Genomic DNA, 20,141 nt, shown 5'->3' on the forward strand with positions numbered 1-20,141 from the left:
CAAGTTACAAATCACAGAAACGATTAGTTGTTGACTTGCTTCACCGGTCGTTCGCCGTTGATAATCAGTTGTTCATTCTTTCGTTTCTCCCTTTCGGCTTTCGCCTCCTTGTCGAATTTTTCGTAAGCATCTACGATGCGTTCCACCAGTTTATGGCGTACAATATCTTTTTTGTTCAACTCCACAAAGCTGATTCCCTTCACACCTTTCAGGATACGGAGTGCTTGCACCAATCCCGAGGTTTGTGAGGCAGGGAGGTCGATCTGTGTCATATCTCCCGTCACAATCATTTTGGTATTCATACCCATGCGGGTGAGGAACATTTTGATTTGCTGTGTAGTGGTATTCTGCGCTTCGTCGAGAATCACGACTGCGTCATTCAGCGTACGTCCGCGCATAAATGCTAACGGGGCAATCTGAATAATGTTCAGTTCCATGTATTCCTTTAACTTGGCTGCGGGTATCATGTCCTGTAGTGCATCATATAATGGTTGCAGGTACGGGTCGATCTTATCTTTCATATCTCCGGGCAGGAAACCGAGCTTTTCTCCGGCTTCTACGGCGGGGCGACTGAGGATAATCTTCTTGATCTCCTTGTTTTTCAGTGCACGAACGGCGAGGGCAATGGCAGTATATGTCTTTCCCGAGCCGGCAGGACCGATGGCGAATACCATATCGTTTTTGGCAAAGCCTTCCACCAGCTTCAGTTGGTTTTCGCTTCGTGGGATGATAGGTTTGCCGGTAACGCTGAAAACAATCACATTTCCGGTTTGTTCCGCTTGCGGAGCATTCCCTTTTATAATATCGATGATGACTTCCTCTTTCAGCGAATTATATTCGGCACAATATTTTTCGAGTTTGGTGATATTTTCTTCGAAGGCACACATTTCTTCCTCATCGCCCAGCACTTTGATGACATTGCCGCGGGCAACAATACGTAGCTTTGGATATAAAGCTTTAATTAACTGTATGTTGGCGTTGTTTACGCCGTAAAAAATAACCGGGTCAATATCCTCAAGAACAATCAGTTTCTCTATCATTGAATCGTATTAAAGAAAAATTTCTGCAAATTTAGTGAAACGTTTTGGATTCTTCGGCTGTTTACGGGTGAATTTTATTGCAATTATTCTACTATCCACTTCTCGATGTTTCTTGTTTCATTGCTGAAGAAATCAAAGCGGTTTTATCAACATAGAAGTAACCGTCTTTTCGTAGACTTTCAAAATTCTGTATGCCAATGGAGTATAGCTTGTTCATGATCTGATTCTTTTAACGTTGGATTCATACAAGGATAGCCGTTTCCCGTTATAACACAAAATTTAGTTTGAAGGTTTTGTGTTTCCCTCATTCAAATTTCCGGAAATACAGTTCATCTTGCTGTGATGTGGAAGCATCCCTGTTTTAATTCATATTTTATGTAGCATTTATCGGCTTGGCGCAAGTCTCTCAGTACCTCGGACAGAACGAGTTTCAGCGTGTCGGCATTGACATCCTGCAAGGGACGTCCGTCTTTGTCTTCCACCTTTTTGAATCGTTTCCAGCTAACATCGAAGGTTGCACCATAACAATGGGCGGAGTTTGCGGAAGCATTTCCATTGCGGCGGCGCAGACGTTTCACATCACTTTGTGAACGCAGTACGGAAGTGACGATTATTTGGTTTGGGTTCAAACCTTTTGCTGTCAGTGAATCAAGGAAGTTGGCACCAATGGTATCGAGTAATTCGCTGGCACGAGGTATAAGGTAGGGGATGGAATGTGTCAGTGAGTCTATCGCATAAAATTGATTGTCGGTGATATGGATAAGCTTGTCTTTCATCTTTTCGGCAGCATCCCTGTCTTCTGGCGGGCAGATGCCGATGGTCTTTGCCACAGCTAAGTGCGTGTCGTTTAAGTCGGGGAAAGAACGTTTGTAACTGACCACACCGTGGATGTTGCGGGGTTCATTCAATTTGAGAGACATATCTTTCTTTTTGCAGCCGGCAGTAAGCGTGATAAATCCCGTGATCAATATAAATAAAGGCAGAAAGTGGAGTTTATAGCGGTTCATTTTTAATTTTTTGCCTGCAAAGATATGTTATTTTGCTTTAGTTTTCCTTGTGGATAGGCAATAATTCTCTAATTGTATCCTATTGGGTATAATTAGTGTGATTAAAACTACAAACTGCCGATAGATATTAAGATATTCTATCGGCAGTTCATTTGTGATGTCAGAAGATTTATTTTTTCTTCTCTTCCGTCTTTCCGGCAGGTTTCTCTTCCGTTTTACTTTCCGGGTTGATGATTCCCTTTACTGTTTCGCCGATTGGCAGTTTGTCCAGTACACCGAGGCTCGGTGCTACTGTTTTCACCAGCGTATTGAGGAAGTTGCTTGTTCCTCCGTTTCCTCCGTCGAATACGGTGATATTGCCCAAGTTTATGTGTTCGAAAGCCTTCACTTGTTCTCCGGCTATTTCCTTCCACTGGTCTACCATCTTGTATTGTATGGCGATGGCAGGATTTGATTCGGCAGCTCTTACCATTGCCTCAAAACCTTCTGCTTCTGCAAGCAATGACTTTTTCTTACCTTCCGCTTCCGCTTCCAGTTTCAGCTGGATGGCTTTTGCTTCTGCTTCCGCTTGTGCCAGAGTTGCTTTTGCGCGTGCTTCAGCTTCACGGGTGATTTTTTCAGCGATGGCGTTTGCTTGTAAGATAGCCTCTTGTCTGGCGATTTCTGCAGGAACGATCTTTTCTGCTTTCAATGAAGATTCTACTTTCTTCGCTTTTGCTTCTTCCACCTCTTTCTGGGCTATTTCCCGGGCAGTTTGTACGGCAGCTTCCGATTTTGCGGCGGCTTCACCGGCCTGCTTGTCGGCATTTGCCTGTGTGACAGCTAATTCGGCATTTGATAAAGCCACTTCCTTTTGCGCGTCATTTCGTCCGATAGCTGCCTTCTTTGCAGCTTCTGCCTGTTTGATTTCCATGTCGGAGTTCAGTTCGGCAACGCGGCTTTCCTTTTCGGTATTTGCCTGTTCGATACGGATGTTCTTTTCTGCTTCCGCTTTTGCCACTTGCGATTCTTTGTCTGCGTTGGCAAAGGCTACCTGAGAGATTCTTTCCTTATCTGCATTTGCCACAGAGATTTCCTGTTGCTTTTTGGTTTCGGCAATGGCGATATCCTGGTCCTTGCGGGTTTCTGCAACCTTTGTTTCGCGTTCCTTTATCTGATTGGCAATTTTGATAGCACCCAGCTTTTCCTGTTCTTCGATGTTGGCTTGTGCTTCGTTCAGCGCCTTGCTTTCGGCTTCCTTACCTAGGTTGACAATGTAGTTGGCAGCGTCGCGGATATCACTGATGTTGATGTTCATCAGATACAAACCGAACTTGCGGAGTTCCGTGTCGATGTTATCTTTTACTTTCGATAAGAATTTGTCCCGGTCGGAGTTCAGTTCCTCAATTGTCATGTCCGCAATGACCAGACGCATTTGACCGTATACTACATCAGTAATCAGGTTTTGTTTGTCGTCCATCGTCAGTCCCAGCATACGTTCGGCAGCGTTTTGCATCACTTCCGGGTCTGTGCTGATCGCTACGGTGATGGTGGTCGGTACGTCCACACGGATATTTTGGGCAGATAGTGCTCCTGTCAGTTTACAGTCAATCTGCAATGGTTTCATGGAAAGGAATTCGTAACCCTGTATAATCGGCCATACGAAAGCAGCTCCACCGTGATATAACTTGGCTGATTTCTTTTCTCCCCCTGTTTTACCGTATACTACGAGGACTTCGTCACTCTTACATTTACGATAGCGCGACAGGATGCCGATAAAGGTAAGTAGGATGACCGCCACTAGGATAGCAGCCATGATTAGCATTTCTTGTGTCATAAAATTGTGTATTTGAATAGTTATTTAATGTATAAAGTTCCGTCTTTGTAGCTGCTGATGATCGTTCTGTCTCCGGTCTGATATGCTTTGCCGGTTTCGGAAATCACGTCCACTTCGCGCATGGCGCCGTCCCGGCTTGTCTGTACTGTATATTTGTTGTCGGTTTGCTTGAAGTAGATCGTACATTCACGTCCTACTAGCTGATCCGTTTGTTCAGACCGGTTCACTTGTTGCAGCTGATAGGCTTTCTTATAAAGAAACCATACGGCAAAGACAAAGAACAGACCTACCAAAATTCCGATTGCATAACTTGTTATATCGGCATTTCCTACGAGGTACATATACCATCCGAATCCGATCCCGAAGTGGGTGAGACCTTTGAAAGATACTACACTGCTGATGTCAGCATCCACATCTACATCTGCATCCATATCTCCGAAGAAGATCGATAATACGAATTGAATAAGAAAAATTCCTGTAGTGACGAGGGCGATGATTAGGAAAATGGTATGGCTCATAGTAATTCTGTATTAATATAAGAGTATCAGTTATCATACTCCAAATATACAGGTTTATAGGAGATAAACAAAGATTATTAGTCAAAAAATAAATAATTTCTATTTGCGGGGTGTTATCAGGATCAGGTTACGCTCATTTTGCAAAGAAGAAATCATTTTTCTGTTTTTTTGGTCGCAGAAGGATTCGGAGATATTGTAACCGTGTACGGGGAAGGAAGATTAGGCTTCTTGGCTACTACATATTTTGCGTTACACATTTTATGTAATACATAGATAGCCAACTTGTTTAACTTATGCACAAAAAATCCCCACCCACTCAGCGCTACTTTCACAAGCTGCCTCTGAGTGGACTGAGGAACACAAACAAAACAAACAATATATTGTGTAATTATATTAAATAAAAGTTATGAAACTTATACTCTTCTACAGCTTTTATGCTGCAGGACAATCAAGTACAAGCAGTGAATCTTCACACAGTGTGATGGAACACTTTTCCAATACACTGAGATCTATTTCCACTTTGATTCGACCGCAGACATCTTGCACCTTGTGTTTGAAGTCTACAAAGCCTTCTACAAATTTGTTGATCCGGTGGGCTGAATGCTCATAAGCGTACCACCGTCCATTCTCTTCAAACAGATAGGCTTGTCGCTCATCTGATGATTCTAGTTGTAGGATGTCTTTTGGTTCCATAATATTATAGTACTGGTTTTATATTTATTAATACATCATTTAGAAAATGATACAGTAATTACTTTTCTGATTTTACCGGTAGTTACATAAAAATCGAAGTCTTTTGTTACTTTGGTTTTATCTATATATATCCACACTGTTTCCACTTTTCTTTGTTCGTCAGAATTAGCCAATCCTCCGGTTGTTCCAGGGTTGAATGTTACGCCTTCAGGTGCATCTACGATGGCCCAACCTTGAAAGACATTGTTCGTCAGAATCTTTAGTTTTGCAAAACAGAGACCTCCATCGTTTACAGTTGATTGAAGTGTGGATGAGTTTACTCCTAAAAAATATTCATCATCGGTTGTAATATCCAAAATGTCTGCTTCTTCTGCATTGAGAGTCATAAGGCGGGCATCAAAAGCTTTATTATCAGGATCTCCTTCCATAACATCAGATTCAGTGCGTCCTAAGAAATTCACATTTTGAAGGGCGAAAACATACTTATAGTTGCGTTTTAGAATTGTAATTTCATCCTTTTCATTCTCTTTTATCATGTCCAAGCGATACCAGCAATCTGTTCCCTTATATCTTCCATGAACTAATATCTGAATCTTATTACTTTCATTATTATTAGTTTCGGCAATATAAACAGAAGCTGTTTTTAGTTTACTATTAATGGAGACAGGATCAGCAGCTACACTTTTTACAGATGTTTGAGTAGGGATTCCTAAAGATTTAACATATCCCTTTGCATTTGTATTCAATACTTTAATACCTAAGAAAGTGAATTCTTCCTCTGTTTGTGTAGAACTATATTGTATTTCTATTTTGGTAAGTGCACGAACTAGTTCCACACTTGTGTCGTACGAGTTGTCTCTATTGATATTTTCAAATTCTACTGTTTCTCCATACATAGGAACATACTTAAGAGTCTGAGCATTATCAAATGTAAGTTTCTGTAATGCAACTTCTTTTTCTGTACCTATATCTAAACTAGATACGTTTTGGTTAGCTACTATTGATAAAATAACCGGATGCTCAGTTTCTTCAATAGCAATATAAAGACGCTTGCCATTAGCGTTATTATATTTTGCTGTAATGTCTATTTTTTCTTTCAGAATATCGTTTTCAAACTCTAATACCCACAATGAGTTTACTTCTGATTCACTGACAACACGTGTAGGAGGCAGTTGCCCGTCAGGAATAGACAAACTAAGCACAACTTGTGCAGTTGCTGTCTCGTTACCTCCTTGGTTGGGACAGTCATCAAGCGCATTGTCTGTTACGCAGGAACTGAGTCCTGCGATTAATAACAGATTGTATAGTATGTTATGAATACGTTTCATATCTTTATTGTTTTAGTTTGTTTTACCTGTAGTAACCTTCTTGGTAGACTGTAATTGTTTTGACTATGCTGCCATCAGATGTTTTTATTGTAATTGTTCCTGTTCGAGATTCTGCAAACCAATTATCGTTATCACTGCACTTTACTGAAATCTTTAGGTTTCCATTTCCCGAATTATTTCCTAATGTAATCCAATTCACGTTTTTAGTAATTGTCCATGTTGTATTGGATGTAATAGCGAAATATTGAGTAGCGGCATTTTTGCGTTCAAACTCCATCTCTTTTGGTGAAACATCAAGTTCATATTTTCCAGCTTGAGTTACTGTTATGGCTTTGGTCTCTCCGTTGCCAAAACGTACAGTCAATGTTGTAGAACGCGCATTATTTGATGTATTTGTCTCAGTCGTTCTATAAGTAACGTTCGACGTTCCACCATTATTTAGAGATTCGCTTCTCATTGGTGATATTTCTAACCAACTTACTTTGCCACTAATGATTTCCCAAGAATCATTGATAGCGACAATATTTCCTTTTGCATCATTGTTACTTGCACTTGTAAGATTAATAGGAGAGGTAACAGTATGATCATTAAGATTTAGACCAGCTTGGGTTACTTTTATAGATTTAATAGTTCCTTCTGTATCATTAAATTTAATCTTAATATAAGCTGTTCGCGCGCCTCCAGTATTGGATTGTGTGGCCTTAAATGTCAGCTTTTGTTTACTGCCCGTAGAACCAGCGTCTGGTGTCATTACAAACCAAGTAGCTCCTGGGTCTACAACTTCCCAACTATCCAGAAGGGAGGTTAGCTCTTTTGTTTGAGTACTACCAGCCGTTGCTTCTAAATAAACATCATCTGGCATTTTAATAGCATTTTCCTCTCCCATATCAACCTTGACGTCTCTTACGCAGCGTAGAGCACCGGCATGTTGAGGTTTTGCGTAAAGGTTACTATTATTTCCGCTTTCTTTTAGTTTGTGGAAGTGATTTCCATCAATTGATGAAGATGCTTGTACACCATGTAAGAATAATCCAGCCGGACGGTCGTTACCGTTTACGGTAACAGAAGAATTGGTCCACATAATGCTATTAGTTAGTAGTGAATTCTGATTATCGACTAATGCTAGTTGATTTACATCTCCATCATAAACACCACTTAAAGGCAACCATGTTATTCTGTTATCTTCAGTGCTTTGCTGGTTATTCTTTTTATTAGTATCACTATATTGAGTAATATTAGGTTCACTATCATGTTTATCATATCTTAACCAAAAACCATAAGAACTTTGATCTGTTACTTGCTTATACTTAGTCCAGCCACCTTCTGATCCATTTGTTTGCAGCGGCCAAAATTCATTATTGGAATACCAATTGGCGTCTTCACTAGTTGAACTACTTGCACCTGAATATGGTTTCCCTTTGAATATAATAGCAGCTACATTAGGTACACGGTATCCGTAAGGACATGGATCGTATATTGTCTTATTACCGGCATTCGTTTCACCTTTTAGTCCCGTAGCAGTTCCCCAAAGAGATGCATAGTCGATACCTGTAATAATTCCCTTAATTAGGGTGGTGGGTGCTTTGGTCGTTTCCTCAATAGTCATGTTTCCTGATGAATTATGCCAATTATAGCCATAGCTTTCAAGAGGAAGATGAGTGTACATCTGATTGTTAACTTGCTCAGTACTAACTCTCGCTGCTCCAATGAATGGATCTTTACGTCCCCATTGGTAAAGCAGTCCTAATGATGGTACTCCTGGCTTGTTACTCAATGCTCCCATATTGCGATCCATAAATGTATAGCCAGTAGCCCATTTCTGATCTATGGCTGCTAATTCTGTCTCTCCAATATAACCATCTTTGTCTGTATCAATATCTGGACATACCCAGATATGCCATGACCATAATAAGTCATTATAGTTCACGCTACCATCCTGATTCTTACCGAAAGCTCCGATCAACGCATTCCCACCTTTGTAGTTTTGACTATTCAGAGTGTTGCTAGCTTCAATATCAGAATTTTTACAGGCTAAATTAACTTTATATTTAATAGTGCCGCTTTCCATATCTAGCTTAGCTTTACCATTTTCTTCTGCGATTGTAACCAATCCATCAGCTGTCTCCCAAATGATCTTAACATCACCGATGTTCTCTGCTGCGATATAGGGATCTTTTTCTTCTAATGCAACGCCATCGGCTACAAGGCCAACCTCACCATTACCTTTTACAGTAACGATTAATTGTTGTTCCATCTGGTGTCCATCGTCACTTACAATATAGCTGTTAGCAGTACCTTTTCCTCTTTGGCGGATGGTGATAACTTTTTCTAAATTACCACTTTTTACTATTATTGAACCGCGACGTTCACCACCGCTATTCTCAGTAACCTTAATAAGGATTCCTTCTTCTGTTTTCGTATAAGTAATCCAGCTTGATAGACTTTCGGCTTCCCAACCTTCATTATGTGTTGTATTAATAATGAGCGGGCTTGATGAAGCTCCTGCTGTTAATACAAATCCACCTGTACTTACATCCAAAGTATATTGTCCACCAATACCTCTCATCCATTCTGTTGTCCAATCTTTGATTGTTACATCCATGCCAACCACCACATGATCTAAAGCTGGGTCTGGTTCATCTGTACCAGGACGAGTCACATTGTTGATGTTGAATGTATATATATGGTTACGGATTGCATTATAGTACTCACTTCCTTTGTTCCCTTGTTTGAAGTCTACACGGTAATAAGTTTCTTTATCACTTCCCATATAGTAACCGCCTACAACAAGGCACATTGGTTCCTCTGTATTTTTCTGATCAGATTCGGGAACATATATTTTATTTTCAATAGCATAGCTACCACCTTCTTGGCTTTCTGTGAACAATAAGTTATTTTCCGCATTTTCGTTATATCTAGGGAAATAGCTTACGTCTTCAGGGATAGAAGGGTTGGTAATAGTATTTGAGCCTTCCTCATTATGCTGTGGTGCGTACAATGAACCTACTAATCCACTAGTACGGGCATAATATACACGGACGCTTTTCAACTTGAATACTTCTACTCCATCCTTTTTTCTACCTTTTCCATAATTAACGACTACATTAATTTTAGATATGGCACGATACAAATTGACTTCTCCAGTTGCAATGCTGTTTCTTACCGGAGTAATGTCTGTTTCTCCCCACATCGGAAGAGGACGACCGTTAAGGTCCCATATCTCGTTGAATGTATATTTGAGAGACTTCAGTATTTCTTCCTTTGATTGGGCTCCTTTTTCAAAAGCATTGATTTGACCAATAATTTCGTAACCATTCGTCAACTTTTCCAAATTAGTTAAGACTACGATGGTTAATTCTTTAAACTCATCTTCTGTTAAATTGACGTTTGCAACTAATGTATTATTAGTTATATATGATTGGAATTTTCCTAAATACGACTTACTTTCTTTGTCAAAAGCCAAGACGTATATGTCTTTTATTTCGCTTTCACCATCTACTGGAACCTCGTCTGGTCCATAGATTAATCCACGGGTCTTTCCATTGTCTACCGGAACATTAAGTGTTATCTTTATACTGCTTTTACCATCAGTAGGTGATTCATAGATTTCTTCATCCGTACAAGAGAGAACTGTTGCTTGTATAAAGAATAATATGAATATGTAGAAGTACTTTTTCATACTGTTTGTCTTTTAAAGTTCAATATCATTGATTTGGATAATCCAGTCATTTACATCGATTACAGTTTTAATCAGTGCAAGCTTTTCGTCTACAAATATCTTTATTGTATATTCGTCTTCTCGGTCTAGATATTCTTGAAGTGTATAGTTCCGATTTTTATATTTTTCGGCATCTACTTCTTTGAAGTACTCTATGAGGTCTGAACTGTGGAATAAAACTTCTTGTGTTGTTGAGTTTCTTATTGTTAACTCTGGTTTCTGACCTTCTACAAGTCTTGCTATACTCAAATCACTGCTAACCCCATTGTATTCTTTTGCAGGTTCACCAGTTGTGCTAAAAGCATGAGTGGTAACCATCTCTGATTGTATATTGTAGGGCTTGTACGTCAATAGATTATCTTCGAGTAGTGAGTTGTCATAATTCATGTAGCCATTGTCATCATAAATTGCACATTCAAATGTTTTTTCTGTCAATGCTTTTGTTATCGGTCCCCCGGACTGATTGACTTGTGCAACTACGATGTGTATAGTATTGGTGTTTTTTACTAATGACACATTGGTGATCTGCTGTTTTCCGTTACGAGTGGTAACTCCTTTTTTAACTTCGCTGTGCCAAAGTGAATGGAGACTGCTTTCTACAATATATTGTCCCTTTTCCTCTTCAGTGTGGCTTCGAGTGGCTTGTTTGCGTAATGTTTTTACATTTAATTCTTCAATATTTGATTGGTTAGGGTATAACAATGGATATGCAAATGATTCATCATTTAACCCGGCCCATACAATCAAACGATACTGGGAGGGATCTATGTCTACATTCATAACATAATTTCCGTCACCCAATTGTTCACCTTCATCTGTTTTCAGATAAACAAGATTGTTATTTTCATCAAAAGCGTAAAGAGAAACCGTTCTTACTTGTTCTGCAAAAACGTCTACTTCTTCCATATTATAGTCATACTTGAATTTTACACAATATTCGATGTCGCAATCTTCATTGTAATTCAACACTGAATCGCAGGATGTAATTGCACCAGCCAATATTGCAAGTAACAATACTTTGCTTGCTTTTTTCTGTATGGTAGTTAGTGTTCGTTTCATTATCTTTTCTTTTTATGCTTTTGTGGAGAAGCGTATGTTTTGTTTGAATATGATGCTCTACTTTTGATGTAGAAGGAAAAATATTTGGGGAGGAAAGAATCCCTCCCCAAATATGTATAATTAGATTAGAGATCGAAATCGTTAATGTTTACTGTCCAAGGCTCTACGTTAGCATTGATAATCAGATATGTCTTTTTATCTTCCGGTTCTTTAACTGGATCTGGCGTTCCTAAATCACTAATGGTTCTAACAGACAATTTGTACCAGTTGTTGCGGATGATAGATGCTCCTTCAGTTGCATGCAGGATTTCTGCTTCATAGTAGCAACGACCTGATTTATATCTTTTCACTCCATAAGCTTCTTTCAAAACTTGATCATTTGTTTTAAATTCTTCTGGAATTGAAACAGCAGCTGTCAATGTTTCCCAATTTTTGTATGCTGTAACTACTTTAGCAGCACCTTCAAATCTAGCCCAAACATAGAAGTCTGTTGTAATAGCTTCACCGTCGAATAATACTTCTCCTACATAATGAACGCGAGTCGGAGTTTCATTACCGAAGTTTTCATAGCAGTATGTATTGCCAGCTGCAATCCACTTGTAACTGTCGTATGATGCTGTATTATTTTGTGCAATATATGGTTGTAGATAGCTGCTAGTGATAGAAGTACTTGCTTTCAGTGCGTAAGAATCATCAGATAAATTTGAATAAGAATGCTCAGTAATCTTGATAGTGATAGCATCCTTGTTAGTCAGTTCAGAAGTTTCAGAGATAGGATATGCTTTTGTTGCTTCTGTCATTTCATCTAATTTGGCAACAACTCTGCTAACAGTAATAGGAACAGTAACAACTTCTCCATAAGTCAATTTTTGATTCATTGCTGTACCGGTCATGAGGAAACTGTTTGATTCAGCAGCTAAACCAGTTCCAGTCAGGTAATCTAAAGTTGCAGGCAATGATGCTATTTTATTTACTGCCAACGTAGCCAAGTCTGCAGTGCTAAGGCTGGCTATCAATGCATCACTAGGATTAACGAATGCGTAAATATCAGTACCACCAGCACTACCATCTACTTCAAATTGTTCAGTTGAATATTGTGCAACTTTGCCATTGTCAGCAGGCTCTTTTTCCAGTTTCAAATTTTTTGTTACGATACGCTTGTCTCCGCGATCATAGTTAAGTACTACAGTAATATCTGCTGCTTTCCATTCAAATTCTTCGCCTGCGTCTGTACCACCTGCTGTAACAGTTCTGGTTCCTGTTCCTGAATCAGCGAATGTGAAATTGATTTTCATGCTCGCTTTTTCACCTGTTGTTGGTTGAGTACCGTTATCAACGATCTCGTCAATGTCATTGTTGCTACAAGCTGTCATGGCTGCTACTGCCAAACCTGCTAATAATAAATTTTTTACTTTCATTTTCGTTTTGATTTTAATGTGTGATGCAATAATTCTTTTTTATGGTCGCATATACTATATAATATGTATAGCAATGCTGTTTTTTGTTTTTTGATTTTTTGGGGTGAGAGTCATCCGAGAGATGAGGGTCGTTTGTTTTGTTAAACATCAGTTCTTTTGGTTGGAAGTCCCTATTATATGATAAGGAATAAGAGATACTTCCGAGGGGGGCATTCTTTTTGTTTGTTCTTTATAGGCAATGTTACTTTTATTTGTTTGTTACTATACTTGTTTGTTTTAATTCTCTTGTCTTTGGCTAAGGAACCTTTGTCCCTTATCGACATTGCAAAGATATGGGGGAAATGCGAGATTGCTAATCGGTGTTTTTTTCAAATTTTAAGGTGTTTTTGTCAATCTTTGAAATGGTCTTTTTTTGATGGGTGAATCAGTCGCTTTTTGAACGATTTTCAGCTCGGATGAATGTTTTGCCACCCTTATTTTGCTTTTACCACCGTTATAAAATCCGATCTTTTTTTATTTTATTTCTTTGTTCTTGGCTAGAATATGCAACTATTTGTGCTGATTGAGCAAATTAGCCCTTCTGTCTTCGACTTTGAATGATTCTGCCATCATCTCAGATTGGGCTTTTAGTGGCAGGTGAATCCACTACATGAGAGTAATGGTAATCGATAGCAAGAATGAGTATCAAGAATGGGTGCTGAACAGGGGGAGCCATAGCAGATAGAAAACATTATCTTTGCAAATCGTTGTTTAATCTCATGGAATAAACTAACTTTGTTCATGTTAATTATAAAAAGGTCAGCCAATATGAATCGATTGAAAGGAATACCTTACGGAATATCGGATTTCAACCGGTTGAGGAACGACAATTTTTATTTTGTGGATAAGACCATATACCTGCCTCTTATCGAAAGAATGCCGAGTTATCTTTCCCTTACCCGTCCCCGTCGCTTTGGGAAAAGCCTGTTCCTGAGCATGATGCGTACTTATTATGACCAGTTGCAGCGGGACAACTTCGACAGGTATTTCGGTGATTTGTGGATTGGCGCTCATCCCACTGATCAGAGAAACCACTATCAGGTACTTTATTTCGATTTCTCGAAAGCCGGTTGTTCTGTTCCGGGAGATGGCATGATGGCTAGTTTCAATGAATATTCCAGTCTTGTCATCAATCAGTTCGCAGATGATTACGCTTCTTTCTACGATCCGGATTTCAAGTCGACTGTCGAAAGTATAAGCAGCGCCAAGGCAAAGTTGTCTTATATCGAACTGAAGGCAAAAGCCAAGGGGTATCCCTTATACCTTATTATAGATGAATACGATAACTTCACGAATGTCATATTGAGCGAACACGGTCAGAAGATGTTTCACGATCTGACACATGCCAGTGGCTTTTATCGTGAATATTTCAAGCAATATAAAGGTATGTTCACCGTATATTCCTGATGGGGGTTAGTCCGGTCACGCTGGATGACCTGTCCAGCGGATACAATATAGACTGGAATATATCGACTGATTCCCGCTTTAATGCTATGATGGGATTCAGTGAAACGGAAGTACGCGAAATGTTTCGGTATTATCAGGAAAACGATGCATTGCCCGGTGATATTGAGGCGATGATAGCGGAAATGAAGCCTTGGTATGATAATTATTGTTTTGCACGAATGAGCTTGGGAGATGATAGAGTTTTTAATTGTGATATGACTTTATATTATTTACGTAGCCAGTTTGATTTTCATCGTTCTCCCGAAGAAATGGTTGACAAAAACATCCGTACCGATTACAGTAAGTTAAAGATGCTTGTCCGTATCGACCATGACAGCGCTCACGAAGGAAGCCGCATGAGTACCATTGAGGAGATAGCGGCGAAAGGAGAGATTTTGGTGAACCTCCATACTTCGTTTCCGGCAGAACGGGTAGCGGATGTCGACAATTTTCGTAGCCTGCTCTATTATTACGGATTGCTCGCCATGTGTGGCACACGCGGAGATCGCCTGCGAATGTGCATTCCCAATCATTGTGTGCGTGAGCAATATTTCGGCTTTCTGCGCGAATATTATCAGCAGGCTCATCCGTTAGATCTTTCTCGTTTGAAAGATCAGATAGACGATCTCGCTTACGATGGCGTTTGGAAGCCATTTTTCGAATCCATCGCCTGTGCTTATCGCGAAAACTCCTCCGTTCGTGACGGCATGGAAGGAGAGCGAAATCTGCAAGGCTTCCTCAAAGCCTATCTTGCTCTTGCTTCCTATTATCTGGTAGAACCGGAACTGGAAATGAACTATGGTTACTGCGATTTCTTCCTGTTGCCCGACAAGCAGCGCTATCCGGACATTGAGCACAGCTACATCATCGAACTCAAATACGCTGCCCGCACCGCTACCGATGCGGAACTTGCAATGCAAGCCGACGAAGGGCATCGCCAACTTCTTCAATACAGCGAAGATAAAGTGGCCCGACAATTGGTGTCGAGGACGACTTTTCACCGGTTGCTGATCCAGTTTCGCGGCTGGGACATGGTGCGCTGTGAGGAAGTCTGAAGGATGCCACCTGTTGGGATTCAGCTTGTTCAGCCTTGCCGTATCCCTCTGTTTTTCGGCATTTCGGCTGAAAGCACTACCGGGAAATAAAAAATATTGCTTTCAGTGCTTTCAGCCGGAATGTTAAAATTGACTTATCGGCGTACCACCAAATATACATTTCCGTATTCCGTGTGCTTCCGTTCTACTCCTAGTTTTATTAAGACTTGTGCCAGGTGGTTCGGATTGAAACCTCGTAGAGCGGCGGCATTCCGTTTCTTCAGTTCTTTATAAATGTCGGCTGCGGAAAGTTGCAAATATTTCTCTTCTGCCGAGGCATCCATGCGGAAACAACTGAAAAATACATCTTCGGCTGAGCTGGTGCGATAAAAGGGAGCATTGTTCTGTTGAATTTCCCGCTCCGTTTCTTTGCTGAACCAATACGGATGCCCGTCGGCAAGCTCCGCCTTCAGTTGGGCAAAAATCTGTTCGTGCTCGATTCCCTCACAATCTATCGGCTTTTCTACTTCCACACAGAAGAAACGACGGCTGCCTGTCGGATCACTCATCAGATCGAAACGGTTCGAAGTTCCGATAAAAGAAGCGATACGTGGCAAGTCCCGAAAATTACGTTGGTAAGCTTTGCAGACGTGGAGGCTCGACATCTGCATCAGATTTTTCAGAAGCGGCATCTTCTTTTCCGCATATTTGTCGAATTCATCCAGATTGATGAGTCCCATTTCTGATAGAAGCCGTTCTGCCTGTCCTTCTGATGTCAGTTTCAGATTGTCCATATAGTAACGTTGCAGCACTTTGGGCATCAGAGACTTACAGAAAGTTGATTTCATCCGTCCCTGTTCAGCACTTATCAGGATGGGGGCTACGCTGTTGGCATGGACGCCCGTTTTTCCTGTCCATTGGGCGGCAAGTCCCAGCATCCATGTGTGGAATCCCTTTATCCATAAGGGCAGGGCAGATACACGCCGGGCAAGCGGAGTCAATCGGTCGATGCCGTCCCAGGGAGGCAGTTCGTCCATGTAAAGCCGGAAGGGATGGTACTCTCCGATCTGAGTGGAATAGATGTAGCGGCTCACATCTTTATCCCAGCAGGAGATACCTTCCGCATGAGCTTCCATGCAGAGCGTGTTCAGTTCACGTTTCCCGATGGGACGGAATTCTTTGTTGGTTCCGCTTAATGGGCGAAATTCGGTTTCTTCCGTCAGTCGGTTGTAGCGGAAGTCATAGTTGGCCCGCAAAAAGGAGTTTACCCGCTCCGTCAGGCAGGCGGAACCATTGGAGGGCTGCTGCTTCGCTTCGGGCATAGCGGGGACGGGGGGGGCCGGTGTTGCCGGCAGGGGAGGGGCTTCCGGAGATTTGACTTCAGTGCTGCCGGTAATGGCTGCGGCGTTTGGCATAAATACGTTCTCTGTTTTCCACGCCTTTATCAGCATGGCAATCATTTGGGTTACTTTTTCCATCATATCTGTTGTTTTTTATAAGTTTCGTGCATCAAAGTTACCATCTGAGGATAGGGGTTTGCAAGTGTTTCCGCAAGAATCTTCCAAGTACTTCTGTTTATGAAATAGCGTAGGAAACATTAGGTTTTCCTGCCTTTATGTTATAACTTTGGAGCCGCAAACATCAGAGGCTAATGAAGATTAGCTGAACAGCTATCCTTCATTAGTCAATCGGCTAATCTCCATTAGCCGGGCAGTCATAGTTCGTTAGCCGTTGAAGATGAGGCTTCTTTCATCGGAAGTTTCTATAGGAATAACAGATCAGAAGTACTTATATAAAAGAAAAGCTATGGCTATATTATTTGACTGGTATGAGAATCCGGTATCACCGGACCAACCGAAGAAAAAAAGATTCCATCCTCGTATTGCTTACAATGGTCAGGTCGATACGGACGAAATCAGGAGTAAGATTCAATCCCGCTGCACGCTGAATGAGGTAGATGTGAGGGCAGTGCTGGATGCGCTTTCGCAAGTAATGGGAGAGGAATTGGGCGAAGGACGGCAGATCCATCTGGACGGCATCGGGTATTTTTATCCCACGCTGACTGCTACGGAAGAGATCGCTGCCGATACCCCACGCCGGAATATGAAAATAAAGTTGAAAGCGATCCGCTTTCGCTCGGATCAGAAATTGAAAAACTCAATCGGATTAATTAAGGTAAAGCAGCTGAAGAAGAATTTTCATTCAGCCAAACTGTCGGAAGTGGAAATTGACATGTTGCTGAAGGGATATTTCAGTACACATCAGATGATGCAGCGCAGCGACTTTCAGGCATTGTGCGGCATGTTGCGTTCTACGGCTATGATTCATATCCGGAGAATTTGCCGGGAAGGTAAGTTGCAGAATATTGGTCTGCGCAATCAGCCGATCTATGTGCCTGTCCCCGGATTTTACGGGACATCCAGAGATCAGCCGACGCTCCGGTGATTTTTCGGCTGAAGGGGCTGAAGGCCGGAAGGTGTCTTTTTCGAGGGGTGCTTTCAGCCGCTTTTGCCCGTTGGCAGGCGGTTGTGGAGTGTGGCTGAAGAGGCTGAATCATCTGAATATAAAAAATGCACTGCCTTTTTTGGTGGTGCGTTTTCTTTGTAATAGACTTCTTGTAAGTTCAGCGATAATCCATTCCCTATCCTTTGCGAGTAATCAGCGGAACAGTATTTCAACCAATGAAAACAAGAGATAACGAATAGACAAAAACAAGTATTTTTTTATTATTGATTTATGCCAATGAGACAGCCAATCGGACAGCCTGTTTATTATCTCTTCTTAGGAGTAATGAAGCCGATAGGATTACGCGGCTTGTCTGCCAAAGCCTTTTGTGCCTGTAACTCAGCTAAGGTCTGATTAATAAGTTCTAACTGCATCCGGGTGTCATCGTTGATGTCGTTATAGTCTGCAAATACTTCCTCGATGTACTCCTTTAGTTCCTTGACTTCGCTTTGAAGCTCACGTACTGGGTCGGTCGGCGGGTTTAACAGTAACTGACGAGCCGCAACGAAAGCACGCATTATGCCCATATTTATTTGTATTGCCGTCTTTGAGTTGAGCACACTACTAAGCATTGCTACGCCTAATTCTGTAAACACATAAGGATTCCGGCGAACGCCCATCTTTATAGAATTGGACATCACAATTTGTGATTTCCAAATTTCCGTTTCTTCATCTGTCAACTGAAACATGAAATCCACCGGGAAACGGTCTGTATTGCGTTTCACCGCTTGATTTAAAGCCCGTGTTTCGACTCCATACATTTCTGCTAAATCACGGTCTAGCATCACCTTTTGCCCACGTATGTCGTAAATCTTACTTTGTATTACTTCGAGTTGTTCCATCTTATTCTACTTTGATATTGGTATTCTATCTGCAAAATTATTGATTTATCAGATAAAAGTACTGATAAAATCTGTTTTTTAGTTCGTTGAATGGGAATTTAATGATATAAAAAACGCACTGCCTTCTCAGGTGGTGCGTTCCTGTTTGTTTTTGGGTTTTAAATTATTAATAATAAAATTATTGGGGTAAAAACAAAACTTGTCTGTGTCTTATTATTTTGTGGGATAATTCTTCTTTCTTTTTAATTCTTTCAAGTTTGCGTCAGCCTGAGTAGCAAGACCGGCTGCTTTGGCTGCATTGAAATACTTCTCCGCTGCATCATAGTTGCCTTCCAGCAGAGCGATGACTCCCAGGTTATTCTGTGTTTCTGCTGCTTTCTGATCAGCTTTGGCAAGATGCTTCTTGGCTGCTGTCAGGTCGCCGCCTTTTTGAATCTCCATGGCCCCTGCGTTCAGGTTGGCAATAGGATCGTCCGGGAACATGGTGGCTGCTACTTGGAATGAATGGTTGAACTCTTCGCTTCCTGGCTGGCAACTTTCTGCGATCCGGTAAATTTCCTGCAGGCTCAACAGTTGCGGACGTGTCTTGATAATCTCTTTGGTCTCTTCAAGATTGAATCCGCGCACGGTATAGTTGACCGTGTAATCTGAATGGCGCAAAGCCGGATAACATTCTTCCAATATGTATTTATAGGTTTGCGGACCTGCCAATTGGGCGATTTGACGTTCTTTCTTGTCTATATCCAACGTGGAATCATCCATCAGTTTCAAGATATCGTCTTTCTTCTCCAATGAAGATGCCACGATAAACTTGCGGAATCCGTCCCAGTCTTCGGAAGTATATTCGGAAGTAATCAGTTTCGTATCGAACTTGTAATAACTGGTCACATAATCTACCAATGCCTGTGTACGACCTTTCGCCAGTCGGGTATTGTTGGCATAACTGCCTTCCGGTGACGCATAACCGTGAATTCTTATACTGCTAAGTGTAGTCTTGTCATCATTGCGTACACTGTCAATGGTAGCACGTATTTTGGCCAGCTCTGCTGTGTTACGGCGATACTCCGGATAAATGATAGTCTTGTTGACCGGGAAATCAAGGAAGGCACTTCCTTCGATGGCACGGTGCTTCACGGCTTCTGCCTGTGGGGTGATATAAGAAATGGACGGCTGTATTTGCAGGGGTGAAATGTTCAGACGGGTGATTAATTCACCACCGGTCTCCTCTTGCAGGTCGCAGCAGCCGCATACATCAATATTTAGTTTCATTTCCGCATCGCGCATCCATGCTTCGAACTGAAATTGTTGCCGGTAGTTTACAATCTGCTCTTTGTTATGTTTACGACGGATGGTGCTGTAAATGCTCTCCGGAGTCGGAGTTATATTATTGCGGCGATTTACTATTTCACGTTTGCGTCCGTAAACTACGATAGACGGCAATATCTTGGTACGTCCGTTTGATTCGAGAAATGGAGTGAGTGTAGCTACATGATTGGAGGAGAGTTTCAGATTTTCCTGCATCACGATATCCATATCGATGCTTAGCACATTATTATCTTCATTACGCGTGATAGATTCTTTTTCTATACGCACCTGATCTCTGTAGAGTGTCTGCGCTTTCCCGCCCAATACAGGCAGCAGGCAGAAGAGTATGCATAATATCTTTTTCATATTTGTT

The 20,141-nt window shown here is 41.2% G+C and carries 13 protein-coding genes and 2 pseudogenes; 2 read left to right on the forward strand and 13 right to left on the reverse strand.

Going from position 1 to position 20,141, the window contains the following annotated elements; translation table 11 throughout:
* Window positions 1-23: 23 nt before the first annotated feature.
* From BLW31_RS19625 to BLW31_RS19670, 10 genes and pseudogenes are all read right to left on the reverse strand, one after another.
* Entirely contained in the window at window positions 24-1,040 is a 1,017-nt protein-coding gene (locus tag BLW31_RS19625; RefSeq protein ID WP_010536826.1) for a PhoH family protein, read from the reverse strand.
* Between the two features lie 115 nt (window positions 1,041-1,155).
* Window positions 1,156-1,257, reverse strand: a pseudogene (locus tag BLW31_RS19630) (AAA family ATPase); the annotation flags it as partial.
* Between the two features lie 112 nt (window positions 1,258-1,369).
* A complete protein-coding gene (locus BLW31_RS19635; protein ID WP_010536827.1) occupies window positions 1,370-2,047 on the reverse strand; it encodes a DUF5715 family protein in 678 nt (225 codons plus the stop codon).
* Window positions 2,048-2,216: 169 nt separating this feature from the next.
* Complete coding sequence (locus BLW31_RS19640; protein WP_010536828.1) at window positions 2,217-3,863, reverse strand: flotillin family protein; 1,647 nt, start codon at window positions 3,861-3,863, stop codon at window positions 2,217-2,219.
* Window positions 3,864-3,883: 20 nt separating this feature from the next.
* Window positions 3,884-4,381 (reverse strand): hypothetical protein, encoded by a 498-nt coding sequence (locus BLW31_RS19645; RefSeq protein WP_010536829.1) that lies wholly within the window; start codon window positions 4,379-4,381, stop codon window positions 3,884-3,886.
* A 432-nt stretch (window positions 4,382-4,813) separates the two neighbouring features.
* A complete protein-coding gene (locus tag BLW31_RS24545) occupies window positions 4,814-5,074 on the reverse strand; it encodes a hypothetical protein (RefSeq protein WP_010536830.1) in 261 nt (86 codons plus the stop codon).
* A gap of 35 nt (window positions 5,075-5,109) precedes the next feature.
* Window positions 5,110-6,402, reverse strand: coding sequence for a hypothetical protein (locus BLW31_RS19655; protein ID WP_010536831.1), 1,293 nt, complete (start codon window positions 6,400-6,402; stop codon window positions 5,110-5,112).
* A 22-nt stretch (window positions 6,403-6,424) separates the two neighbouring features.
* Window positions 6,425-10,081, reverse strand: a complete 3,657-nt coding sequence (locus BLW31_RS19660) for a BACON domain-containing protein (RefSeq protein WP_010536832.1) — start codon at window positions 10,079-10,081, stop codon at window positions 6,425-6,427.
* 12 nt (window positions 10,082-10,093) lie between these two features.
* Complete coding sequence (locus BLW31_RS19665) at window positions 10,094-11,179, reverse strand: FimB/Mfa2 family fimbrial subunit (protein WP_010536833.1); 1,086 nt, start codon at window positions 11,177-11,179, stop codon at window positions 10,094-10,096.
* 125 nt (window positions 11,180-11,304) lie between these two features.
* A complete protein-coding gene (locus BLW31_RS19670; RefSeq protein ID WP_010536834.1) occupies window positions 11,305-12,597 on the reverse strand; it encodes an Mfa1 family fimbria major subunit in 1,293 nt (430 codons plus the stop codon).
* A gap of 807 nt (window positions 12,598-13,404) precedes the next feature.
* Here BLW31_RS19670 and BLW31_RS19675 point away from each other — a divergent pair.
* Window positions 13,405-15,137 (forward strand): annotated as a pseudogene (locus tag BLW31_RS19675) (ATP-binding protein).
* Between the two features lie 134 nt (window positions 15,138-15,271).
* On the opposite strand, the gene BLW31_RS19680 reads toward BLW31_RS19675, so the two are convergent.
* Window positions 15,272-16,531 (reverse strand): DUF3874 domain-containing protein, encoded by a 1,260-nt coding sequence (locus BLW31_RS19680; protein ID WP_373169474.1) that lies wholly within the window; start codon window positions 16,529-16,531, stop codon window positions 15,272-15,274.
* 391 nt (window positions 16,532-16,922) lie between these two features.
* Between BLW31_RS19680 and BLW31_RS19685 the strand changes: the two genes are divergently transcribed.
* Entirely contained in the window at window positions 16,923-17,561 is a 639-nt protein-coding gene (locus BLW31_RS19685; protein WP_010536836.1) for an HU family DNA-binding protein, read from the forward strand.
* A 326-nt stretch (window positions 17,562-17,887) separates the two neighbouring features.
* On the opposite strand, the gene BLW31_RS19690 is transcribed toward BLW31_RS19685, so the two are convergent.
* Both BLW31_RS19690 and BLW31_RS19695 read right to left on the reverse strand, forming a co-directional pair.
* Window positions 17,888-18,463, reverse strand: coding sequence for an ORF6N domain-containing protein (locus tag BLW31_RS19690; RefSeq protein ID WP_010536837.1), 576 nt, complete (start codon window positions 18,461-18,463; stop codon window positions 17,888-17,890).
* Window positions 18,464-18,676: 213 nt separating this feature from the next.
* On the reverse strand, window positions 18,677-20,134 hold the full coding sequence (locus BLW31_RS19695; RefSeq protein WP_010536838.1) for a DUF3868 domain-containing protein: 1,458 nt from the start codon (window positions 20,132-20,134) through the stop codon (window positions 18,677-18,679).
* Between the last annotated feature and the right edge of the window lie 7 nt (window positions 20,135-20,141).

It is taken from the genome of Bacteroides faecis MAJ27 (assembly GCF_900106755.1).
Taxonomy (GTDB): Bacteria; Bacteroidota; Bacteroidia; order Bacteroidales; family Bacteroidaceae; genus Bacteroides; species Bacteroides faecis.

Coding starts and splice junctions, on each gene's coding strand:
- BLW31_RS19645 (WP_010536829.1), bottom strand. CDS start 4,381: ATGAGCCATACCATTTTCCTAATCATCGCCCTCGTCACTACAGGAATT.
- BLW31_RS19665 (WP_010536833.1), bottom strand. CDS start 11,179: ATGAAACGAACACTAACTACCATACAGAAAAAAGCAAGCAAAGTATTG.
- BLW31_RS19685 (WP_010536836.1), top strand. CDS start 16,923: ATGGCTATATTATTTGACTGGTATGAGAATCCGGTATCACCGGACCAA.
- BLW31_RS19695 (WP_010536838.1), bottom strand. CDS start 20,134: ATGAAAAAGATATTATGCATACTCTTCTGCCTGCTGCCTGTATTGGGC.
- BLW31_RS19690 (WP_010536837.1), bottom strand. CDS start 18,463: ATGGAACAACTCGAAGTAATACAAAGTAAGATTTACGACATACGTGGG.
- BLW31_RS19625 (WP_010536826.1), bottom strand. CDS start 1,040: ATGATAGAGAAACTGATTGTTCTTGAGGATATTGACCCGGTTATTTTT.
- BLW31_RS19660 (WP_010536832.1), bottom strand. CDS start 10,081: ATGAAAAAGTACTTCTACATATTCATATTATTCTTTATACAAGCAACA.
- BLW31_RS19640 (WP_010536828.1), bottom strand. CDS start 3,863: ATGACACAAGAAATGCTAATCATGGCTGCTATCCTAGTGGCGGTCATC.
- BLW31_RS19680 (WP_373169474.1), bottom strand. CDS start 16,531: ATGCCAAACGCCGCAGCCATTACCGGCAGCACTGAAGTCAAATCTCCG.
- BLW31_RS19670 (WP_010536834.1), bottom strand. CDS start 12,597: ATGAAAGTAAAAAATTTATTATTAGCAGGTTTGGCAGTAGCAGCCATG.
- BLW31_RS24545 (WP_010536830.1), bottom strand. CDS start 5,074: ATGGAACCAAAAGACATCCTACAACTAGAATCATCAGATGAGCGACAA.
- BLW31_RS19635 (WP_010536827.1), bottom strand. CDS start 2,047: ATGAACCGCTATAAACTCCACTTTCTGCCTTTATTTATATTGATCACG.
- BLW31_RS19655 (WP_010536831.1), bottom strand. CDS start 6,402: ATGAAACGTATTCATAACATACTATACAATCTGTTATTAATCGCAGGA.